Origin of the sequence: Streptomyces jeddahensis (genome assembly GCF_001642995.1) — a bacterium.
Taxonomy (GTDB): Bacteria; Actinomycetota; Actinomycetes; order Streptomycetales; family Streptomycetaceae; genus Streptomyces; species Streptomyces jeddahensis.
In genome coordinates, this window is record NZ_LOHS01000164.1 from 1 (window position 1) to 14,036 (window position 14,036).

Annotated in this window: 13 protein-coding genes and 1 pseudogene; 6 read left to right on the plus strand and 8 right to left on the minus strand. The window is 68.5% G+C overall.

What is annotated here, in order from left to right:
• The 4 genes from STSP_RS32735 to STSP_RS32745 form a co-directional block, all read left to right on the plus strand.
• A partial coding sequence (locus STSP_RS32735; protein WP_198547486.1) for a response regulator transcription factor occupies nucleotides 1-262 on the plus strand: 262 nt, incomplete at its 5' end.
• Between the two features lie 315 nt (nucleotides 263-577).
• Nucleotides 578-2,302: a sensor histidine kinase gene (locus tag STSP_RS32740; protein WP_269801067.1), complete on the plus strand. Its 1,725-nt coding sequence runs from the start codon at nucleotides 578-580 to the stop codon at nucleotides 2,300-2,302.
• Between the two features lie 534 nt (nucleotides 2,303-2,836).
• Entirely contained in the window at nucleotides 2,837-2,971 is a 135-nt protein-coding gene (locus STSP_RS40880) for a hypothetical protein (RefSeq protein ID WP_269801068.1), read from the plus strand.
• Nucleotides 2,972-3,034: 63 nt separating this feature from the next.
• The gene (locus STSP_RS32745) at nucleotides 3,035-3,493 is read left to right on the plus strand and encodes a cyclic nucleotide-binding domain-containing protein (protein WP_067284665.1); all 459 of its coding nucleotides are present in this window, start codon (nucleotides 3,035-3,037) and stop codon (nucleotides 3,491-3,493) included.
• A gap of 210 nt (nucleotides 3,494-3,703) precedes the next feature.
• Here STSP_RS32745 and gdhA read toward each other — a convergent pair whose 3' ends face one another.
• The 6 genes and pseudogenes from gdhA to STSP_RS32775 form a co-directional block, all read right to left on the minus strand.
• Nucleotides 3,704-5,068 carry an NADP-specific glutamate dehydrogenase gene (gene gdhA, locus STSP_RS32750; RefSeq protein WP_067284666.1) on the minus strand — a complete coding sequence of 455 codons (1,365 nt, stop codon included), beginning with the start codon at nucleotides 5,066-5,068 and terminating at the stop codon, nucleotides 3,704-3,706.
• 4 nt (nucleotides 5,069-5,072) lie between these two features.
• Nucleotides 5,073-6,044: a pyridoxamine 5'-phosphate oxidase family protein gene (locus STSP_RS32755; protein ID WP_078067709.1), complete on the minus strand. Its 972-nt coding sequence runs from the start codon at nucleotides 6,042-6,044 to the stop codon at nucleotides 5,073-5,075.
• A gap of 220 nt (nucleotides 6,045-6,264) precedes the next feature.
• Nucleotides 6,265-6,628, minus strand: a pseudogene (locus tag STSP_RS32760) (LuxR C-terminal-related transcriptional regulator); the annotation flags it as partial.
• 273 nt (nucleotides 6,629-6,901) lie between these two features.
• Entirely contained in the window at nucleotides 6,902-7,384 is a 483-nt protein-coding gene (locus STSP_RS32765) for a hypothetical protein (RefSeq protein ID WP_067284668.1), read from the minus strand.
• Nucleotides 7,381-9,240 (minus strand): glycoside hydrolase family 15 protein, encoded by a 1,860-nt coding sequence (locus tag STSP_RS32770; RefSeq protein ID WP_078067700.1) that lies wholly within the window; start codon nucleotides 9,238-9,240, stop codon nucleotides 7,381-7,383. Before STSP_RS32770 ends, STSP_RS32765 begins: the two co-directional genes overlap by 4 nt.
• A 150-nt stretch (nucleotides 9,241-9,390) precedes the next feature.
• On the minus strand, nucleotides 9,391-9,828 hold the full coding sequence (locus STSP_RS32775) for a DoxX family membrane protein (protein ID WP_067284670.1): 438 nt from the start codon (nucleotides 9,826-9,828) through the stop codon (nucleotides 9,391-9,393).
• Nucleotides 9,829-9,916: 88 nt separating this feature from the next.
• On the opposite strand from STSP_RS32775, the gene STSP_RS32780 reads away from it, so the two are divergent.
• Both STSP_RS32780 and STSP_RS32785 read left to right on the plus strand, forming a co-directional pair.
• The gene (locus STSP_RS32780) at nucleotides 9,917-10,615 is read left to right on the plus strand and encodes a helix-turn-helix transcriptional regulator (protein WP_067284671.1); all 699 of its coding nucleotides are present in this window, start codon (nucleotides 9,917-9,919) and stop codon (nucleotides 10,613-10,615) included.
• Nucleotides 10,616-10,749: 134 nt separating this feature from the next.
• On the plus strand, nucleotides 10,750-11,982 hold the full coding sequence (locus STSP_RS32785; protein ID WP_067284726.1) for a PP2C family protein-serine/threonine phosphatase: 1,233 nt from the start codon (nucleotides 10,750-10,752) through the stop codon (nucleotides 11,980-11,982).
• 27 nt (nucleotides 11,983-12,009) lie between these two features.
• Here STSP_RS32785 and STSP_RS32790 read toward each other — a convergent pair whose 3' ends face one another.
• Together STSP_RS32790 and STSP_RS32795 are read right to left on the minus strand one after the other, a co-directional pair.
• A complete protein-coding gene (locus tag STSP_RS32790; protein WP_067284672.1) occupies nucleotides 12,010-12,489 on the minus strand; it encodes a universal stress protein in 480 nt (159 codons plus the stop codon).
• Nucleotides 12,490-12,545: 56 nt separating this feature from the next.
• The gene (locus STSP_RS32795; RefSeq protein ID WP_078067701.1) at nucleotides 12,546-13,757 is read right to left on the minus strand and encodes a PP2C family protein-serine/threonine phosphatase; all 1,212 of its coding nucleotides are present in this window, start codon (nucleotides 13,755-13,757) and stop codon (nucleotides 12,546-12,548) included.
• Nucleotides 13,758-14,036: the final 279 nt, after the last annotated feature.

The window sequence follows — 14,036 nt, forward strand, 5'->3', positions numbered from 1 at the left end:
AACGAGGTCACGCCACCCCGCTGACCAGCCACTTCAAGATGGCGGAGCTTCACTGATCGGCGAGGGGCTGACCAACCGGCAGATCGGCCGACGGCTCTACCTCGCGGAGAAGACCGTCAAGAACCACATCTCCCGCCTGCTGGCCAAGCTCGGCGTGGAACGCCGCATCCAGGCCGCCGTCATTGCCACCCACGCGCAGGACCGGCAGGAGCGGGACGCGCACCGCGACTCCGCGCACGTTCACCGCGAGAGGGGGCAGTGAACGCCGGTCATGGCGAGGGGCGCGGTGACACGCGCAGGGTCGTGAATGCCGGATTTGAGGCAGAGCTGGGCGGGACGGTGAGGCGGCGCCCGCAGCCTCCCCCGGCGTTTCTGTCCACGAGATCGCCCGCAAGCTCGTCATTCCATCCGGGAAGAACCCCTCCGGTCACCGTCCCCGATCGCTCCGCACCCGGGGCGGTGGCGCCCAGCCGATGAAGCCGATCTCGCTTCACCCCCATCCGGAAACGGTACGGTGGCAAATGAGCGCAACAGTCGGCCGTCGGTTCATCGAGGCTGGTGACTGGAGGAACCACCGGTGGTAAGCACCGAGGGGGCCCGCCTGCGACTGCTGCAGGAGGCCCGCCTGAATGCGGCGCGCGGCACCCTGGACCGGGTGCACAGCCTGCTGGAGGCGGTGCTTTCGGTCGGGCGCGAGCTGGACCTTGAGCAGGTGCTGCGGAGCATCGTGGAGGCGGCGGCGGCGCTTGTCGAGGCCGAATACGCCGCTCTGGGCGTGATCGGGCCGGATGGGAAACGGCTCTCGGACTTCCTGACGGTCGGAGTGAGCGACGAGCAGAATGCGCAGATCGGGCACTTCCCGGAGGGGCACGGCATCCTGGGGGAGCTGATCCGCAACCCGGAGCCGCTGCGGCTGTCGAAACTCTCCGAGCACCCCGCCTCGTACGGCTTCCCGCCGCATCACCCGCCGATGAACACGTTTCTCGGCGTTCCGATCCGGGTGCGCGACCAGGTGTTCGGCAACCTCTATCTGACCGAGAAACGCGGAGGGGCGCAGTTCGACGAGGAGGACGAGTCCGTCCTGTCAGCACTGGCCGTCGCCGCCGGGGTGGCCATCGACAACGCCCACCTGTACGAGGAGTCCAGGCGCCGCGAGCGCTGGTTGCGGGCCAGCGCGGAGATCACCCACAGCTTGCTCTCCGGCAGCACGCGCAGCGAGGTACTCAGCCTGATCGCCAAACGGTCCAGCGAGATCACTGCTGCGGCGCTTGCCGTGGTCGCGATCCCGCTGGAGAAAACCGGCACGATGACGGTGGAACTGGCGATCGGCCAGGAGGCGGAAGCCTACCGCGGACTGGTGCTGCCGGTGCAGGGCACGCTCGTCGGCGAGGCATTCTCCACGGCCGCACCCATCACCAGTCCCGACGTCTCCCAGGACGTGCGCAACGAGACGGATGTCTTGCCGGCAGAGAGCCGAGAGAGGGGCTCGCTGGACCTCGCACCCTTCGCCGGACTCGGACCGGCAGTGGCGGTGCCCATCGGCACGGGTGACAGCGTGCGAGGCGTTGTGCTGCTGGTCCGGAAAGTGGGCGAGACGGTGTTCACGGAGCAGGAGACCGAGCCGCTTCAGGGGTTCGCCGCCCAGGCAGCGGTGGCGATGGAGCTGGCGGAACGGCGCAGCAACGCCGAGCAGGTCGCGCTCCTGGAGGACCGTGACCGCATCGCCCGGGACTTGCACGATCTAGCCATCCAGCGGCTCTTCGCGACTGGCATGACACTGCAGAGCGCGGGACGCCTCATCGAGCACCCCCAGGCGTCCGAGCGCGTACTGCGCGCCATCGACGACTTGGACGAGACCATCAAGATCATCCGCTCGACGATCTTCGGTCTTCGCGCCCGCGAGAGCGCCCGAGGACAGAGCCTGAGGGCACGGGTGGTGCGTGTGGTAGGCGAAGAAGTCCCGGCACTGGGCTTCCCGCCCAGCCTGCGCATGGAGGGCCTGCTGGACACCCAAGTGCCGAGGGAGACCGCCGATCATGTGGTGGCGGTGCTCTACGAGGCACTGACCAACGTCGCCCGGCACGCCCACGCCGACAGGGCCGACGTGGCGCTGGAGACCGACGGCCGGGACGTACGGCTGACGGTCTCCGACAACGGTGTGGGTATCGAGCCCGAGGGCCGCCGCAGCGGGCTGCGCAACATGGCCGAACGGGCCGAACGGCTGGGCGGAGAAATGAAGCTGAGTTGCCCGCCCGGCAGCGGGACCACTTTGGTGTGGCACGTTCCGATAGCGACGCAGTAGCGCGTCGGCTGGTTCACAGGTCGTCGGGCCCATGGCATGGGGCCGGGCTCGGAATCTGTCGACGCCCACACCCACCAGCGCGCTCGCGTCCACCACCCCGTTCGGTGACGCCACCGTCGCACAGCGAAGCCTCCCAGGCAGGGGCGGTGCCCGTCGGTCCCGATCACGCCCCGGGCGGGTACCACCACGCACCCACTCCCCCAAGATCCCTTCCCCCTCCCGGTCCTGGCCAGGGACATGCAAAGAACCATTCCTGCCTGGACAACGGCCGGTGGGGCAGCAGCGGTGGAACCGCCGGTGGAGCGCATCGAGCGGATATCAGACGGCACCGTGACACGGCCGCGCGCGGTATCCGCTGGGAAGGTGAGAACGTCGGCAGCCCGTAAGGGCCGGTCGGCCCAGCTGCTATGCACCCGTCAGGCCCTGGGACCGGGCGCCTGCGCGACGGAGGGTGGAGTCGTCGGGGAAAGGAAAGCAGCGACCCGACACTGACAGCCGGCCCCGGCCGGAGATGCGTGCCGAAAGGAGCCAGTGATGAAGCACAGCAAGATCGGCAGTCTAATGGTGACCGACGTGGTCTCAGTGGTTGGGCAGACCCACTCCAGCCTCCAGCCAGCCGAAGAGACGCTGCTCGATCCCGCCGACGAAGACGAACGTGCCGCCAGGTGACGGCCCGTGATCGCACACGTAGCCCCCCGTCACCTCGGGGCAGTGTGCAGAAAGGAACCCATCATGATTACGAGGACTGGTGTTTTCGGATCCCTGCCCAAAAGCCATCACGATCAGCTCGTGTCCCTGGCCCGCAAGGTGTCGTTCCCTATTGACGCGCGCATCTTCAACGAGGGCGGCCAGGCCGACCGCTTCTGGATCATCCACACGGGCACGGTCGCGCTCGACCTCCATGTGCCAGGCAGGCGCGCTGCGGTCATCGAGCGCCTCGGCGCTGGAAAACTTCTGGGCTGGTCCTGGCTCGTCCCGCCTCGTCGCTGGCAGCTGGGGGCCCAGGCCAACAGCCCGGTGCGAGCCTACGAGTTCGATGCAGCGGCGGTCCGCCGTCTGTGCGAGAAGGACCCCGTATTGAACCATGCATTGTACAGCTATGTCGCCGGCATGATCGCAAGGCGGCTCCAGGCTGCCCGTACGCGGTTGCTCGATCTCTATGCGCCCTACGGCGCCGGACCCGCGCCCTGACAACCGAAACGAGGAGGATCCCGACGGCTACGGCGCGCCGCCCTCACGGGCGGCGCGCCGTCCCCGTGACGACTGTTCTTCGCATGTCATGCCCTGAAACTACGGTGCGCCGAACCGCACACTCACCTCGTGAACATCCGCGGGCCCACTGATCGTCAACTGCCGCCGCAACTCGGTCGACGTGACTGTGCCCGACGTGTCAGACCGCTGTCAGATCACCCCGAGCTCGAGCATGGTGTCCGCCACCTTGACGAAGCCCGCAATGTTCGCCCCGACGACGTAGTTGCCCGGGGCCCCGTAGTCCTCCGCGGTCGTGCGGCAGGTGGTGTGGATGCCAGCCATGATGGCCGCGAGCCGCCGGTCGGTGTCCTCGAAGGACCATGCCTCGCGCGCAGCGTTCTGGCGCATCTCCAGTGCCGAGGTGGCCACGCCGCCGGCGTTGACCGCCTTGCCCGGGCCGAACGCGACGCCCGCCTCCTGCAGCAGCCGTACGGCCTTCGGGGTGGTGGGCATGTTGGCGCCCTCGGCGACCGCCACCACTCCCCCGGCCAGCAAGGTCCGCGCCGCGTTCTCGTCGAGTTCGTTCTGGGTGGCGCAGGGCAACGCGACCGAGCACGGTACGTCCCAGATGGAACCGCCCTCGATGTACCGGGCCCGGATCATGGTCTGGGCGTACTCCTTGATCCGGCCGCGGCGGACTTCCTTGATGTCCTTGACCAGTTCGACGTCGATGCCGCATTCGTCGACCACGTAGCCGTCGGAGTCCGACATCGCGACGACTCTGGCGCCGAGTTCGTGCGCCTTCTGGGCGGCGTAGATGGCGACGTTGCCGGAGCCGGACACGACGACCTTCCTGCCGTCGAGGTCTTGGCCTCGTTCGGCCAGCATCTCGGAGACGAAGTAGACGGTGCCGTAGCCCGTGGCCTCGGTTCGTATGTGGGAGCCGCCCCAGCTCAGGCCCTTGCCGGTGAGTACCCCGGCCTCGTAGCGGTTGGTGATGCGCTTGTACTGGCCGAAGAGGTAGCCGATCTCTCGGGTGCCGACCCCGATGTCGCCGGCCGGTACGTCGGTGTGCTCGCCGAGGTGGCGGTGGAGCTCGGTCATGAACGACTGGCAGAACCGCATGACCTCGCCGTCGGAGCGGCCCTTGGGGTCGAAGTCGGCGCCGCCCTTGCCCCCGCCGATGGGCAGGCCGGTCAGCGCGTTCTTGAAGATCTGCTCGAAGCCGAGCAACTTCACGATGCCGAGGTCGACGGAAGGGTGGAAACGCAGGCCTCCCTTGTACGGGCCCAGCGCGGAGTTGAACTCCACGCGGAAACCCCGGTTGACCCGTACCTGCCCGGTGTCGTCGACCCAGGGGACACGGAAGACCAGCTGCCGCTCCGGTTCGCACAGGCGCTCCAGGATGCGGTGACGCGTGTACTCGGGGTGGCGGGCGAGGACCGGTTTCAGGGACTCCAGCACCTCGCGCGCGGCCTGGTGGAAATCGGACTGTGCGGGATCACGGGCCAGGATTTCGGCGTAGATCCCGGCGGTCAGGCGCAGGTCCTCGGCCGGCGCGTGCTGGACGGTCATGGCTTTACCTCCGTTGTACGGCGCGTTGCGTGTCTGACGATCTGCGGCTCAAAGGTGCCCGCGGGATCTCGGATGGAGTGATGCGGCGGCCCGTGATCCGCTTGGGCTGGATCGACACCCACATGTGGCATTTGCCTCCGCCCCATGGCTTGGTATAGGCGCGTCGGGTCAGCCGTCGTACGGCGTCCGGATCCGTGACCACCCGCGCAGGACCGACGATGAGCACGCTCCAGCCCTGACTCGTGGCGTCGTCCACGCGATCGACCTCGAATGCAACGTCCCTTCCCACGGCCGACGCAGCGGTCGATTCGGGCGGGGTCCGGAAGACGATTGCGCCGTCGACGACGTCGTAGTTCACCGGGATGACCGCCGGACCGTCGGGCGTTGAGACCGCGACGCGCCCCACGCCGTGGGTGGAAAGATGGGCGCGGCACTCGTCGGGGTCGAGTTCCCGCAGTTGAGGGTGCAGGAGCGCCTGGGCTTGTCCGGGTGGCAGATCAATGCCGCTGCCCCGTAGGGCTGCGACGCTGGTGCCCAGCGCGGCGGCCAGTCTGATGAGACTCGCCAGGCTCGGGTCGGATGGCTGTTCTTCGAGGTACGCCAGGTATTCCGGTGCCATTCTGGCGCGGCGGGCTGTTTCTGACCGGGTCAGTCCCTGCCGCTTGCGTTCGGCGGCCAGGCGCCGGCCGATGTCGCTGGCGTGCCCGGCGCGGGGTCGGTCGGACACATGGGCGGCCTTCTCCTCGGCCGTGTTCGGCCGGGGGCGCTGATCCGTTGCCGCGGGCCCGGGTTCGACGTGATGGACATGTGCGTCGGGCGCGGGTGTCACGAGCGTGACTTGGTCCGTGTCCGGCCAGCGCACGTCGTAGGGCGGTGTTCCGTCCTCGTGGTGGAGTCTGTCGATCTCGCCGTCGCGCCTGGTAGCGCCGGTGCTCGGGCGTTCGACGACGAGTTGATCGCCGAGTTGAGCGTGCATGACCATCACCCTTCCTTCCCGAAAGCGTCGATGTATCGAACGTGTCACATCCGGCGTGCCAGCCGCATGGGACAACAGGCCCACGGCCATGAGGGCCGATCGGCCCTCAGCAGGGCCCTCCCGGATCAAGACGAGCCTGGACGGTCGCGGCGAAGAGGCGTCCGCAGTTAGTGATGACAGTGGCTACCCGACGGATGCGGCCGGTGGGGACATGGCCGGGCTATGGTTCGATCAGTCCGACTCGATCACGTAGCGGGTGAGTTCAACCGGTCCTTCAGGCCGAGTTTCTGCAGCAAGTTGGCGCGGTGGCGGTGGACAGCCTTGACGCTGATGACGAGGATCTCGGCGATCTCCTGGGATGTGTGGCCTTCGGCGACGAGTTTGAGGATTTCTTCCTCCCGTTTGGTGATGGCCCGTTCGGGGATGGTCTCGCCTTGGCGGGCGCGGTCGAGGTAGTTACGGATGAGCGCGTTGACGGCGCCGGGGTAGAGGAAGGACTCGCCGCGCATGGTGGCGCGGCAGGCTTCGACGAGGTCGCGGTCGGCGACTGATTTCAGGACGTAACCGGAGGCGCCGGCCGCGAGCCGTCTCGCCGAAGGCGCCGACATCGAGGGACGCCGGGTGCTGGTCGTTGAGGATGTGGTGACCAGCTGAGGACAGATCGTGCTGTCGACCGCGGACCTGCGTGGTCTGGGGGACCAGGTGCATGAGGGTCTGTGCGTGATCGACCGGGAGCAAGGCGGTGCCGATGCGCCCGCAGCCCACCCGCATTCGTACTCATGCAGAGAGTCGTCCAACAGCCGAGCTTGTCGACTGCGCGTCCGCCAGGAGATGGCTTTGCGGGTTGAGAGTGATCGTCAGGCCCCCAGTGACGTGAAGCCTCCCACGATGGCTCCGTAGCCGACGTGGGCGAGGACGGTGACCAGTGGTGTGCTCGGGCCGTAGTTGAGCAGCAGGAAGCCCGGCGGTTCGACCAGGGCCACCTGCGGGACGCTGGTCAGCGGGGTGCCCATCCGGGGATGGACAACAGGCAGAAGGATGTTCACCAGGGCGGTGCCTGCGAACAGGCCGTGCGACAGACCGAACAGGGCGCCCAGCCACCAGCCGGCTTGGCCGATGGCGAGGAAGACCGCGTAATACGTGAACGCAAAGATCTGGCCGTTGAGGAAGTGCATCAGGTATCCGATGGCCTTCGCCCGGGTGCGGTTAACGGTCACCGCCGTGCCCAGCAGGAACGGCAGGTCCATGCGGGTCAGGCGCAGCTCACTGGCGGCGCGCAGCACGGTCGTCAGCACGAGCGTGCCGACGAAGGCGCCCGCGGCGGCTCCCCAGGCGCTCACTGGGGCGCCTCCTTCTCGGCAGCGCTGATGGTGCAGGCGGCGCTGATCAGCGCCAGGTGGCTCAGGCCCTGAGGGAGGTTTCCCAGGAAGGCGCCGGTGGCGGGGTCGATTTCCTCGCTGTAGAGGCCGACGTCGTTGGCCAGAGCGACCAGGTCGTCCATCAGCTCGATCGCCTGACGAACGCAACCGGTGCGGGCGAGGGATTCGGCGAGCCAGAAGGAGCACGCCAGGAAGGCTCCTTCGCTACCGCTCAGGCCGTCTTCCCCCGCGTAACGGTCGACGTAGGGACCGTGCCGAAGCTCCCTGTCGAGGGCACTGACCGTGGCCCGCATGCGCTGGTCATTGTCACCGTATCCGTAGAGGTGGCCCAGCAGGACACCAGCGTCCAGGTCCTCGCTGCCGGCGGCACGCACGTAGCTGTTGCGGCGGGACGAGAAGCAGCGGGTCTCGACGAACGTGGAGATCTCCTCGCGTGCGATGTGCCAGCGGGCCCGGTGCCGGCCGGGGATCAGCCCGCGGTCGGCGAGGTCGACGGCACGGTCGAGGGCCACCCCACACATCATCTTCGACTGGGTGAAGTGGCGGGGAGCGCTGCGTACTTCCCAGATGCCGGAGTCGGGTTGCTGCCAGGTCTTACACACGAGGTCGGCCAGCTCCCCCAGACGGCGGGCCACGTCCGCGTCGAGCCGTCCAGTAGCCCGGGCGTACAGCCAGGCCGTCTGCAGCAGCTCGCCGTAGGTGTCCATCTGGATCTGCCCGGCTGCGGCGTTGCCGCTGCGGACCGGCTTTGAACCGCGGTATCCCTCCCAGGGCAGCGTCTTCTCCGGGGTGCGGGGGCCGCCGTCGAGCCGGTACAGCACGTTCAGGTCCGGGTGGGTGAGCTGGGAGGCGTGCATCAGCCACCAGAAGTAGCCATGGGCTTCCGCGGGGCAGCCGAGCCGCAAGAACGCGGCCAGCGTGAAGGCGGAGTCGCGCACCCAGGAGAAGCGGTAGTCCCAGTTGCGCTCGCCGCCGATCTCCTCCGGCAGCGAGGTCGTCACCGCAGCCGCCACCGCGCCCGATGGGGCGTAGACCAGCATCTTCAGCACCAGCAGGCTGCGCATCACCGCCTGATGCCACCGTCCGGTGTAAAGACGGTCGTGCGCCCAGCTCCGCCAGGCCGCACATGTGCCCGCCAGGCGCCTCTCGCACTCGGCGCGGCCCGGGAATACGAGGGGCTCCTGATCGGCGAACGGCATCGCGATCATGGCATGGCGGCCCTGGCCCAGTTCGAAATGGCCGCTGATCGAATCCCCGTGGCAGTCGGGTACCCCGGCGTCCCAGGCGCAGACCGCGAGTGCGTCCCGGCCGGATGTCGCTACCGGGACACCGGCGCGCCGGGCAAGCCGCGTGCGGCGAGTGCCGTAGCCGAACCGGGGCTGCACGCTCCAGGTGAGCGGAACGCAGCCCGAGAGCCCGTCGAGACGTCGCAGCAGCTCCCGCATCGGTGTGAGCGCTGAATCATCGCGCAGGCTGAGGGCGTCGGTGAGCCGGACCCTGCCACCGCTGGTGACAAATGTCGTCTCCAAGACATTGGTGCCGGGCAGGTAGCGGCGCTCCGCCCGGTAGGGAACGGAGGGCTCGAGCCGGAACTGGCCGCCGCGGGCGGCATCCAGCACGGCGCCGAAGACCGCGGGCGAGTCCAGGTCGGGCAGGCCCAGCCAGTCCACCGACCCGTCGCGGGCGACCAGGGCGGCTGTCCGGCCGTCACCGATCACCGCGTACTCCCGCAGCGGCGCGTAGCCGCCGATCCGCAAGCCTCCGACCGACGGACACCGGTCGGCCCCTGTTCCGGGAGAACCACTGGTGGTTCCCATGGCACCACCTTCCCATCAACCCCCGGTATGCCGCTTGCGGCTCCGGTCCCCGCACGAGCGGTCGACCCAGAGCGGGACTGCGATGGCACAGGGAGGTGGGTGAGCCCCCGGGCGCTCACCCATCTCGTGGCGATCGGTCCGCTGAGGGCTTCAGCGCGGCTGAAGCTTGCCGTGGTAGCGCTGGGCGAGCCGGGCGAGGGCAACCGCTGCGAGCAGGAGTCCGAAGTCTCGCAGTGCGATGTCGTAGTGACCTGGGATGGTCAGCAGATTGACGATGATGCCGGCCAGCCATCCGGCCACCAGCCAGCCCCCGAAGCGTGGGGCGAGGGCCACGGCGATGCCCGCGACGATCTCGATGGCACCGACGGCGTACATGGCTGCCTGGGCGCTGCCGGGAACGACGTCGTTGATCCAGGGCGCGAGGTAGGTGGGCCAGTCGACGAGCAGGTTGGTGAATTTGTCCAGGCCGAACAGGATCGGCGCCACGGTGAACCCGGTGCGAAGGATGACGAAGGCCTGGTAACCGGGGTCGGTGAGTACAGCCGGCCGAGGCTTGGCGGACGTGGTGTTGGTGGTTGCGGACGACATGACGTCTTCCTTCTATTGACAACTCTTACTAACGATAGAAGCGCGCAATCCTTCTTTAGTCAATAGCCGTTTGTTTTACAGTGGTGTCGTGGACCACCCGGAAGAAGCACCCCACCCCGACGTCTCCGCCATCGCCGCGCTCGACGAACCGACCCGCAGGAGGCTCTATGACCACGTCGTGCGCCAGCCGGTCCCGGTCAGCCGCGACGAAGCGGCCGCCGCCCTCGGCTTGGCCCGGCCGACTGCGGCGTTCCACCTGGACCGCCTGGTCGACGAATCACTGCTCGACGTCGTGTACGAACGCCGCAGCGGACGCACCGGCCCGGGCGCAGGCAGGCCTGCCAAGCTCTACAAGCGCTCCACCAAGCAGGTCACCGTCAGCCTGCCCGAGCGGCACTACGAACTGGCCGGGAGACTCCTCGCGCAGGCCATGGAGGAATCCGAAGCCACCGGCCAGCCGATCCGGACCGTGCTGCACCACAAAGCCCACGAGCTGGGCACACGCCTCGCGGGCCATGACCGCACGGGTGTGTTCGACGTGCTGGAGCGGTACGGGTTCGAGCCCCGCTATGACGGTGATGCCGTCGTCCTGGGCAACTGCCCCTTCCACGCGCTCGCCCGCGAGCACACCCAGACGGTGTGCGGCATGAATCTCCACCTGCTCCGCGGCGTGCTGGAAGGGCTCGACGAAGACGGCCTCCAAGCGTGCCTGGCGCCCAGCCCCGGCCACTGCTGCGTCCGCCTGGAGCCGGCCTCCTCCCCGCCCGCGGCCCCAAAGCCTTCCTGACGCACACCCGCCGCCCCACCGGTCCGCGCTGCGCCTAGCGGCTGCGGTGCCCGGGGGTGGCTGGCCTGCCCGGAGCGCCGCTGGTGCTTATCGTGAAAGAACACGTGATCGACATTGCGTCGCGGGCAGGTGGCATCGTGAACGCATCCGGGATCGACTACGAGGCGGTATTCCAGGCGCTGCCGAGTGCGGTGGCCCTGTTCACTACGGACCTGGTGTACGCCGACGTCAACGAGGCGTTCCTGAGCAGCATGGGGCGTAGTCGTGACGAGGTGGTAGGCCGCCGTCTGTCTGATGCCTTCCCCGACGACCCCAAGGACCCTGCCGTGACCGGCATGCGCAAGCTGCAGGCATCGCTGCGGTGGGTGGCCGCCACCGGGCAGCGCGACGCCATGACGCTGCACCGCTACGACGTGGAGTACCCGGACCAGCCCGGGGTGTGGGAGGAGCGGTACTGGAGTCCGGTCAACGTCCCGATCTTCGGCCCGGACGGGCGGGTGGTGCTGCTTCTGCACCGGGAGGAGGACATCACCGAGCTGATCCGCACCCGCAGTGACCGAGGCGGCGGAGGCCGAGCGACGGTAGTGGAAGCCGAGCTGTACAACCGGGCCCGGGAGCTGCAGGAGGTCAACGAACGGCTGCGCGAAGCCCATGCCCGCGAACGCGAAGTCGCCTTGAGCCTGCAAGAGGCGATGCTGCCCGCCCCCGGGCCCTTGAGGCGTCACCGCGCAGCCGTGCGCTACCGCCCGGCGGTCGGGACTCTGAACGTGTGCGGGGACTGGTACGACCTCGTCGACCTGCCTGGCGACCGCATCGCGGTGGCCGTCGGCGACGTCGTCGGCCACGGCCTGGCCGCCGCCTGCGTCATGGGCCAGCTGCGCAGCGCCCTTAGCGCCGCGTCCCGTGTCGCCGACGGCCCCGCCCGAGCCCTGGAAGTCCTCGGCCTGTACGCCCGCTCGGTCGACGGCGCGGAGTCGACCACGGCGGTCCTGTCCGTCATCGACGGCACCAACCGCACCATCGCCTACAGCAGCGCCGGCCACCCTCCACCAGCCCTGCTGCACCCCGACGGTCGCGTGGACTTCCTCGACCAGGCCACCGACCCCCCGCTCGGAGTCCGCCCCGAACACGTCCCCCGCCCGCAGGCCGAGACCGCGTTCACCGAGGGGGCCACCCTTGTGCTGTACACCGACGGGCTGATCGAACGCCGCCGCGAGGACATCGATGTCGGCCTGGCCCGGCTTGCCGACTCCCTCACCCGCCACCAGGGCGCCAACCCCGAAACGCTCGCCGACGCCCTCCTGGCCGACTTGACCCCACCTGCCGGTGCCACCGACGACACCGCCCTGGTCGTCCTCCGCCCGTGACAGAGGCGGCCACCACAGACCCTCACTTCACGAAGCCTGGTCCGTCCGCTCGGCCGGCACGACGACGACTGGGAGATGGGCGTGATGCACGACCTCTGTGCTGGTGGAGCCCAGGGTGAGGCGACCCCATACGCCTGAGCCGCGGCTGCCGACCACCAGGAGGCAGGCGTCATTGCTGGCGTCCAGCAGGACCTGCGACGGGCGGCCCCGTTCGACTCTGATCTCTACGTCCACCGGTGCGCCGCCGACCTGCTCCCGCGCCTCCTGAAGCGTCTTGGTAACCGCCTCCAACGTGGCGTCGCGCAGCTGCGTGTCCAGATCGTAGAAACCCGAAGCGGCAGGCCACTCGAAACCGCTGTACCGGGCGGCGAAGTCGTACGCGCATACAGCGCGGAGCCCCGTCCCGCGTAGTTGTGACTCCTGAAGGGCGAAGCGTACGGCCCACCCGGAGGCGGGGGAGCCGTCGGTGCCGACCACGATCGGTGCGGGAGGGGCGGCGTTCGTCATCGAGGATGCCTCCAAACCGTGTCGTCTTGTGCGCTCCCTTTGCGGGAGGCACCTGCTCAGGCTGCTGCCCTGCGGACCACGAGCGCGGTGATGTCGTCCCGAAGTTCCCCTGCCGTGTGGCAGCTGAGATCGTCGACCAGGTTGCTGGCGAGCTCCCATGGGGAGCCATCCGCCCAGGCCCGCAGGCGCTCTTCGAGGGGATAGAAATCACCGGTGATGCTGCGGGCCTCGGTGACGCCGTCACTGCAGGCAACAAGGGTGGCGCCGGAGGGGAACGGGAACCAGACGACGATCCTGGGTATCGCAGCCAGGTCCGCAAGACCAAGTGGCACGCCTGGGTCGCCGAGCGGCACGGGGCTCACCGGTCCGGCATTCAACAGGTAGGGCGGTGGATGGCCGCAGTTGACGGCCTGCGTCTCGGTCGACTCGTCGATCCCCAGGATCAGAGCGGTGACGAATCGCTCGGGTTCGCCGATCTGTTGCGCGAAGGCGTTGTGCCGGACGACTGCTCTCTCCAGGTCATCCACGAGTGCGGTGAGCGTCGGCTCACGCAGGGCGGCCTCTCGGAACGCTCCGAGCGCGGCGAAGGCGGCTCCGATCGCCGGCAGCCCCCTGCCCTGGACATCGCCGAAAAGCAGCCGCGTACCGTACGGCGAGGCCACCGCTTCGTAGATGTCTCCTCCTACCAGCCGGTCCTCCTCCACCGGCAGATACACGCCGTCGACGATCACCCTGTCGGTGAGAATCGGCAGGGGCCGCAGCACCTGTCGTTGGAGGGCGACAGCCGTGGACCGCACTCGGCTCAGTTCCCGCTCACGGCGGATCCGCCAGTGGCAGGTCAGGACGCACAACACGCCCAGCACTGCGGCCAGCACCATGATGATCACGTAGTTGTACCAGGAGGACAGCGGCCGGTAGATCAGTACTCCCGTGATGACGATCAACACCCAGCCCACTGCGTAGATGGTCTGACGCACGGTGCCGAGCGCCGCCGGGAAGGCGGGCAGCAGGATCAGCAAGGGGATGAGCCGCACCGTGCGGTCGTCGATCACCAGCTCCAGTGCCACAATCGGCACAGTCAACGCGACGATATACGCCATCGGGGCCTTGACCGTGCTCGTGGGCGATGGCTCGGCCTTGCTCTCGGCACGCGAACTCTGCGGCGCGTCGGGCGCCCGGAACGACACACGCCGATGAATCACACATCCAGGCTCCCGCAGGCCACCCGCCCCGGCAAACTCCGGGCATGCGCGGCTTGCGAGCACCATCTCCTGCCGTTCGTCTCGTCGGCACCGCCCACGCCGGCTACCTCGCCGAACAGCGCATTCTGGACCTGTCGAGACTCGCCGCGTCCCCCACGTTGGGCGTCCAACCGCCGCTGTCTTCTCTGGCGCCTACACGTTTGGGCCTGCGGTAAATGGATCCTGCAGCCGATGGCCCCCCGCGACCGGGCCGAGCAGGGTAGGAGCCATGAACCACACATGTCATCCAACGCCCCGGCCGCAGGCATCGGCGGATGCGGACTGTCCGCATTGCGGTAATGCGAA

Bases quoted from the DNA above. Each gene is read 5' to 3' on its own strand.
- STSP_RS32770 (WP_078067700.1), bottom strand. From the start codon at position 9,240: ATGGGAACCACCAGTGGTTCTCCCGGAACAGGGGCCGACCGGTGTCCG.
- STSP_RS32790 (WP_067284672.1), bottom strand. From the start codon at position 12,489: ATGACGAACGCCGCCCCTCCCGCACCGATCGTGGTCGGCACCGACGGC.
- STSP_RS32795 (WP_078067701.1), bottom strand. From the start codon at position 13,757: ATGGTGCTCGCAAGCCGCGCATGCCCGGAGTTTGCCGGGGCGGGTGGC.
- gdhA (WP_067284666.1), bottom strand. From the start codon at position 5,068: ATGACCGTCCAGCACGCGCCGGCCGAGGACCTGCGCCTGACCGCCGGG.
- STSP_RS32755 (WP_078067709.1), bottom strand. From the start codon at position 6,044: ATGCACGCTCAACTCGGCGATCAACTCGTCGTCGAACGCCCGAGCACC.
- STSP_RS32775 (WP_067284670.1), bottom strand. From the start codon at position 9,828: ATGTCGTCCGCAACCACCAACACCACGTCCGCCAAGCCTCGGCCGGCT.
- STSP_RS32745 (WP_067284665.1), top strand. From the start codon at position 3,035: ATGATTACGAGGACTGGTGTTTTCGGATCCCTGCCCAAAAGCCATCAC.
- STSP_RS40880 (WP_269801068.1), top strand. From the start codon at position 2,837: ATGAAGCACAGCAAGATCGGCAGTCTAATGGTGACCGACGTGGTCTCA.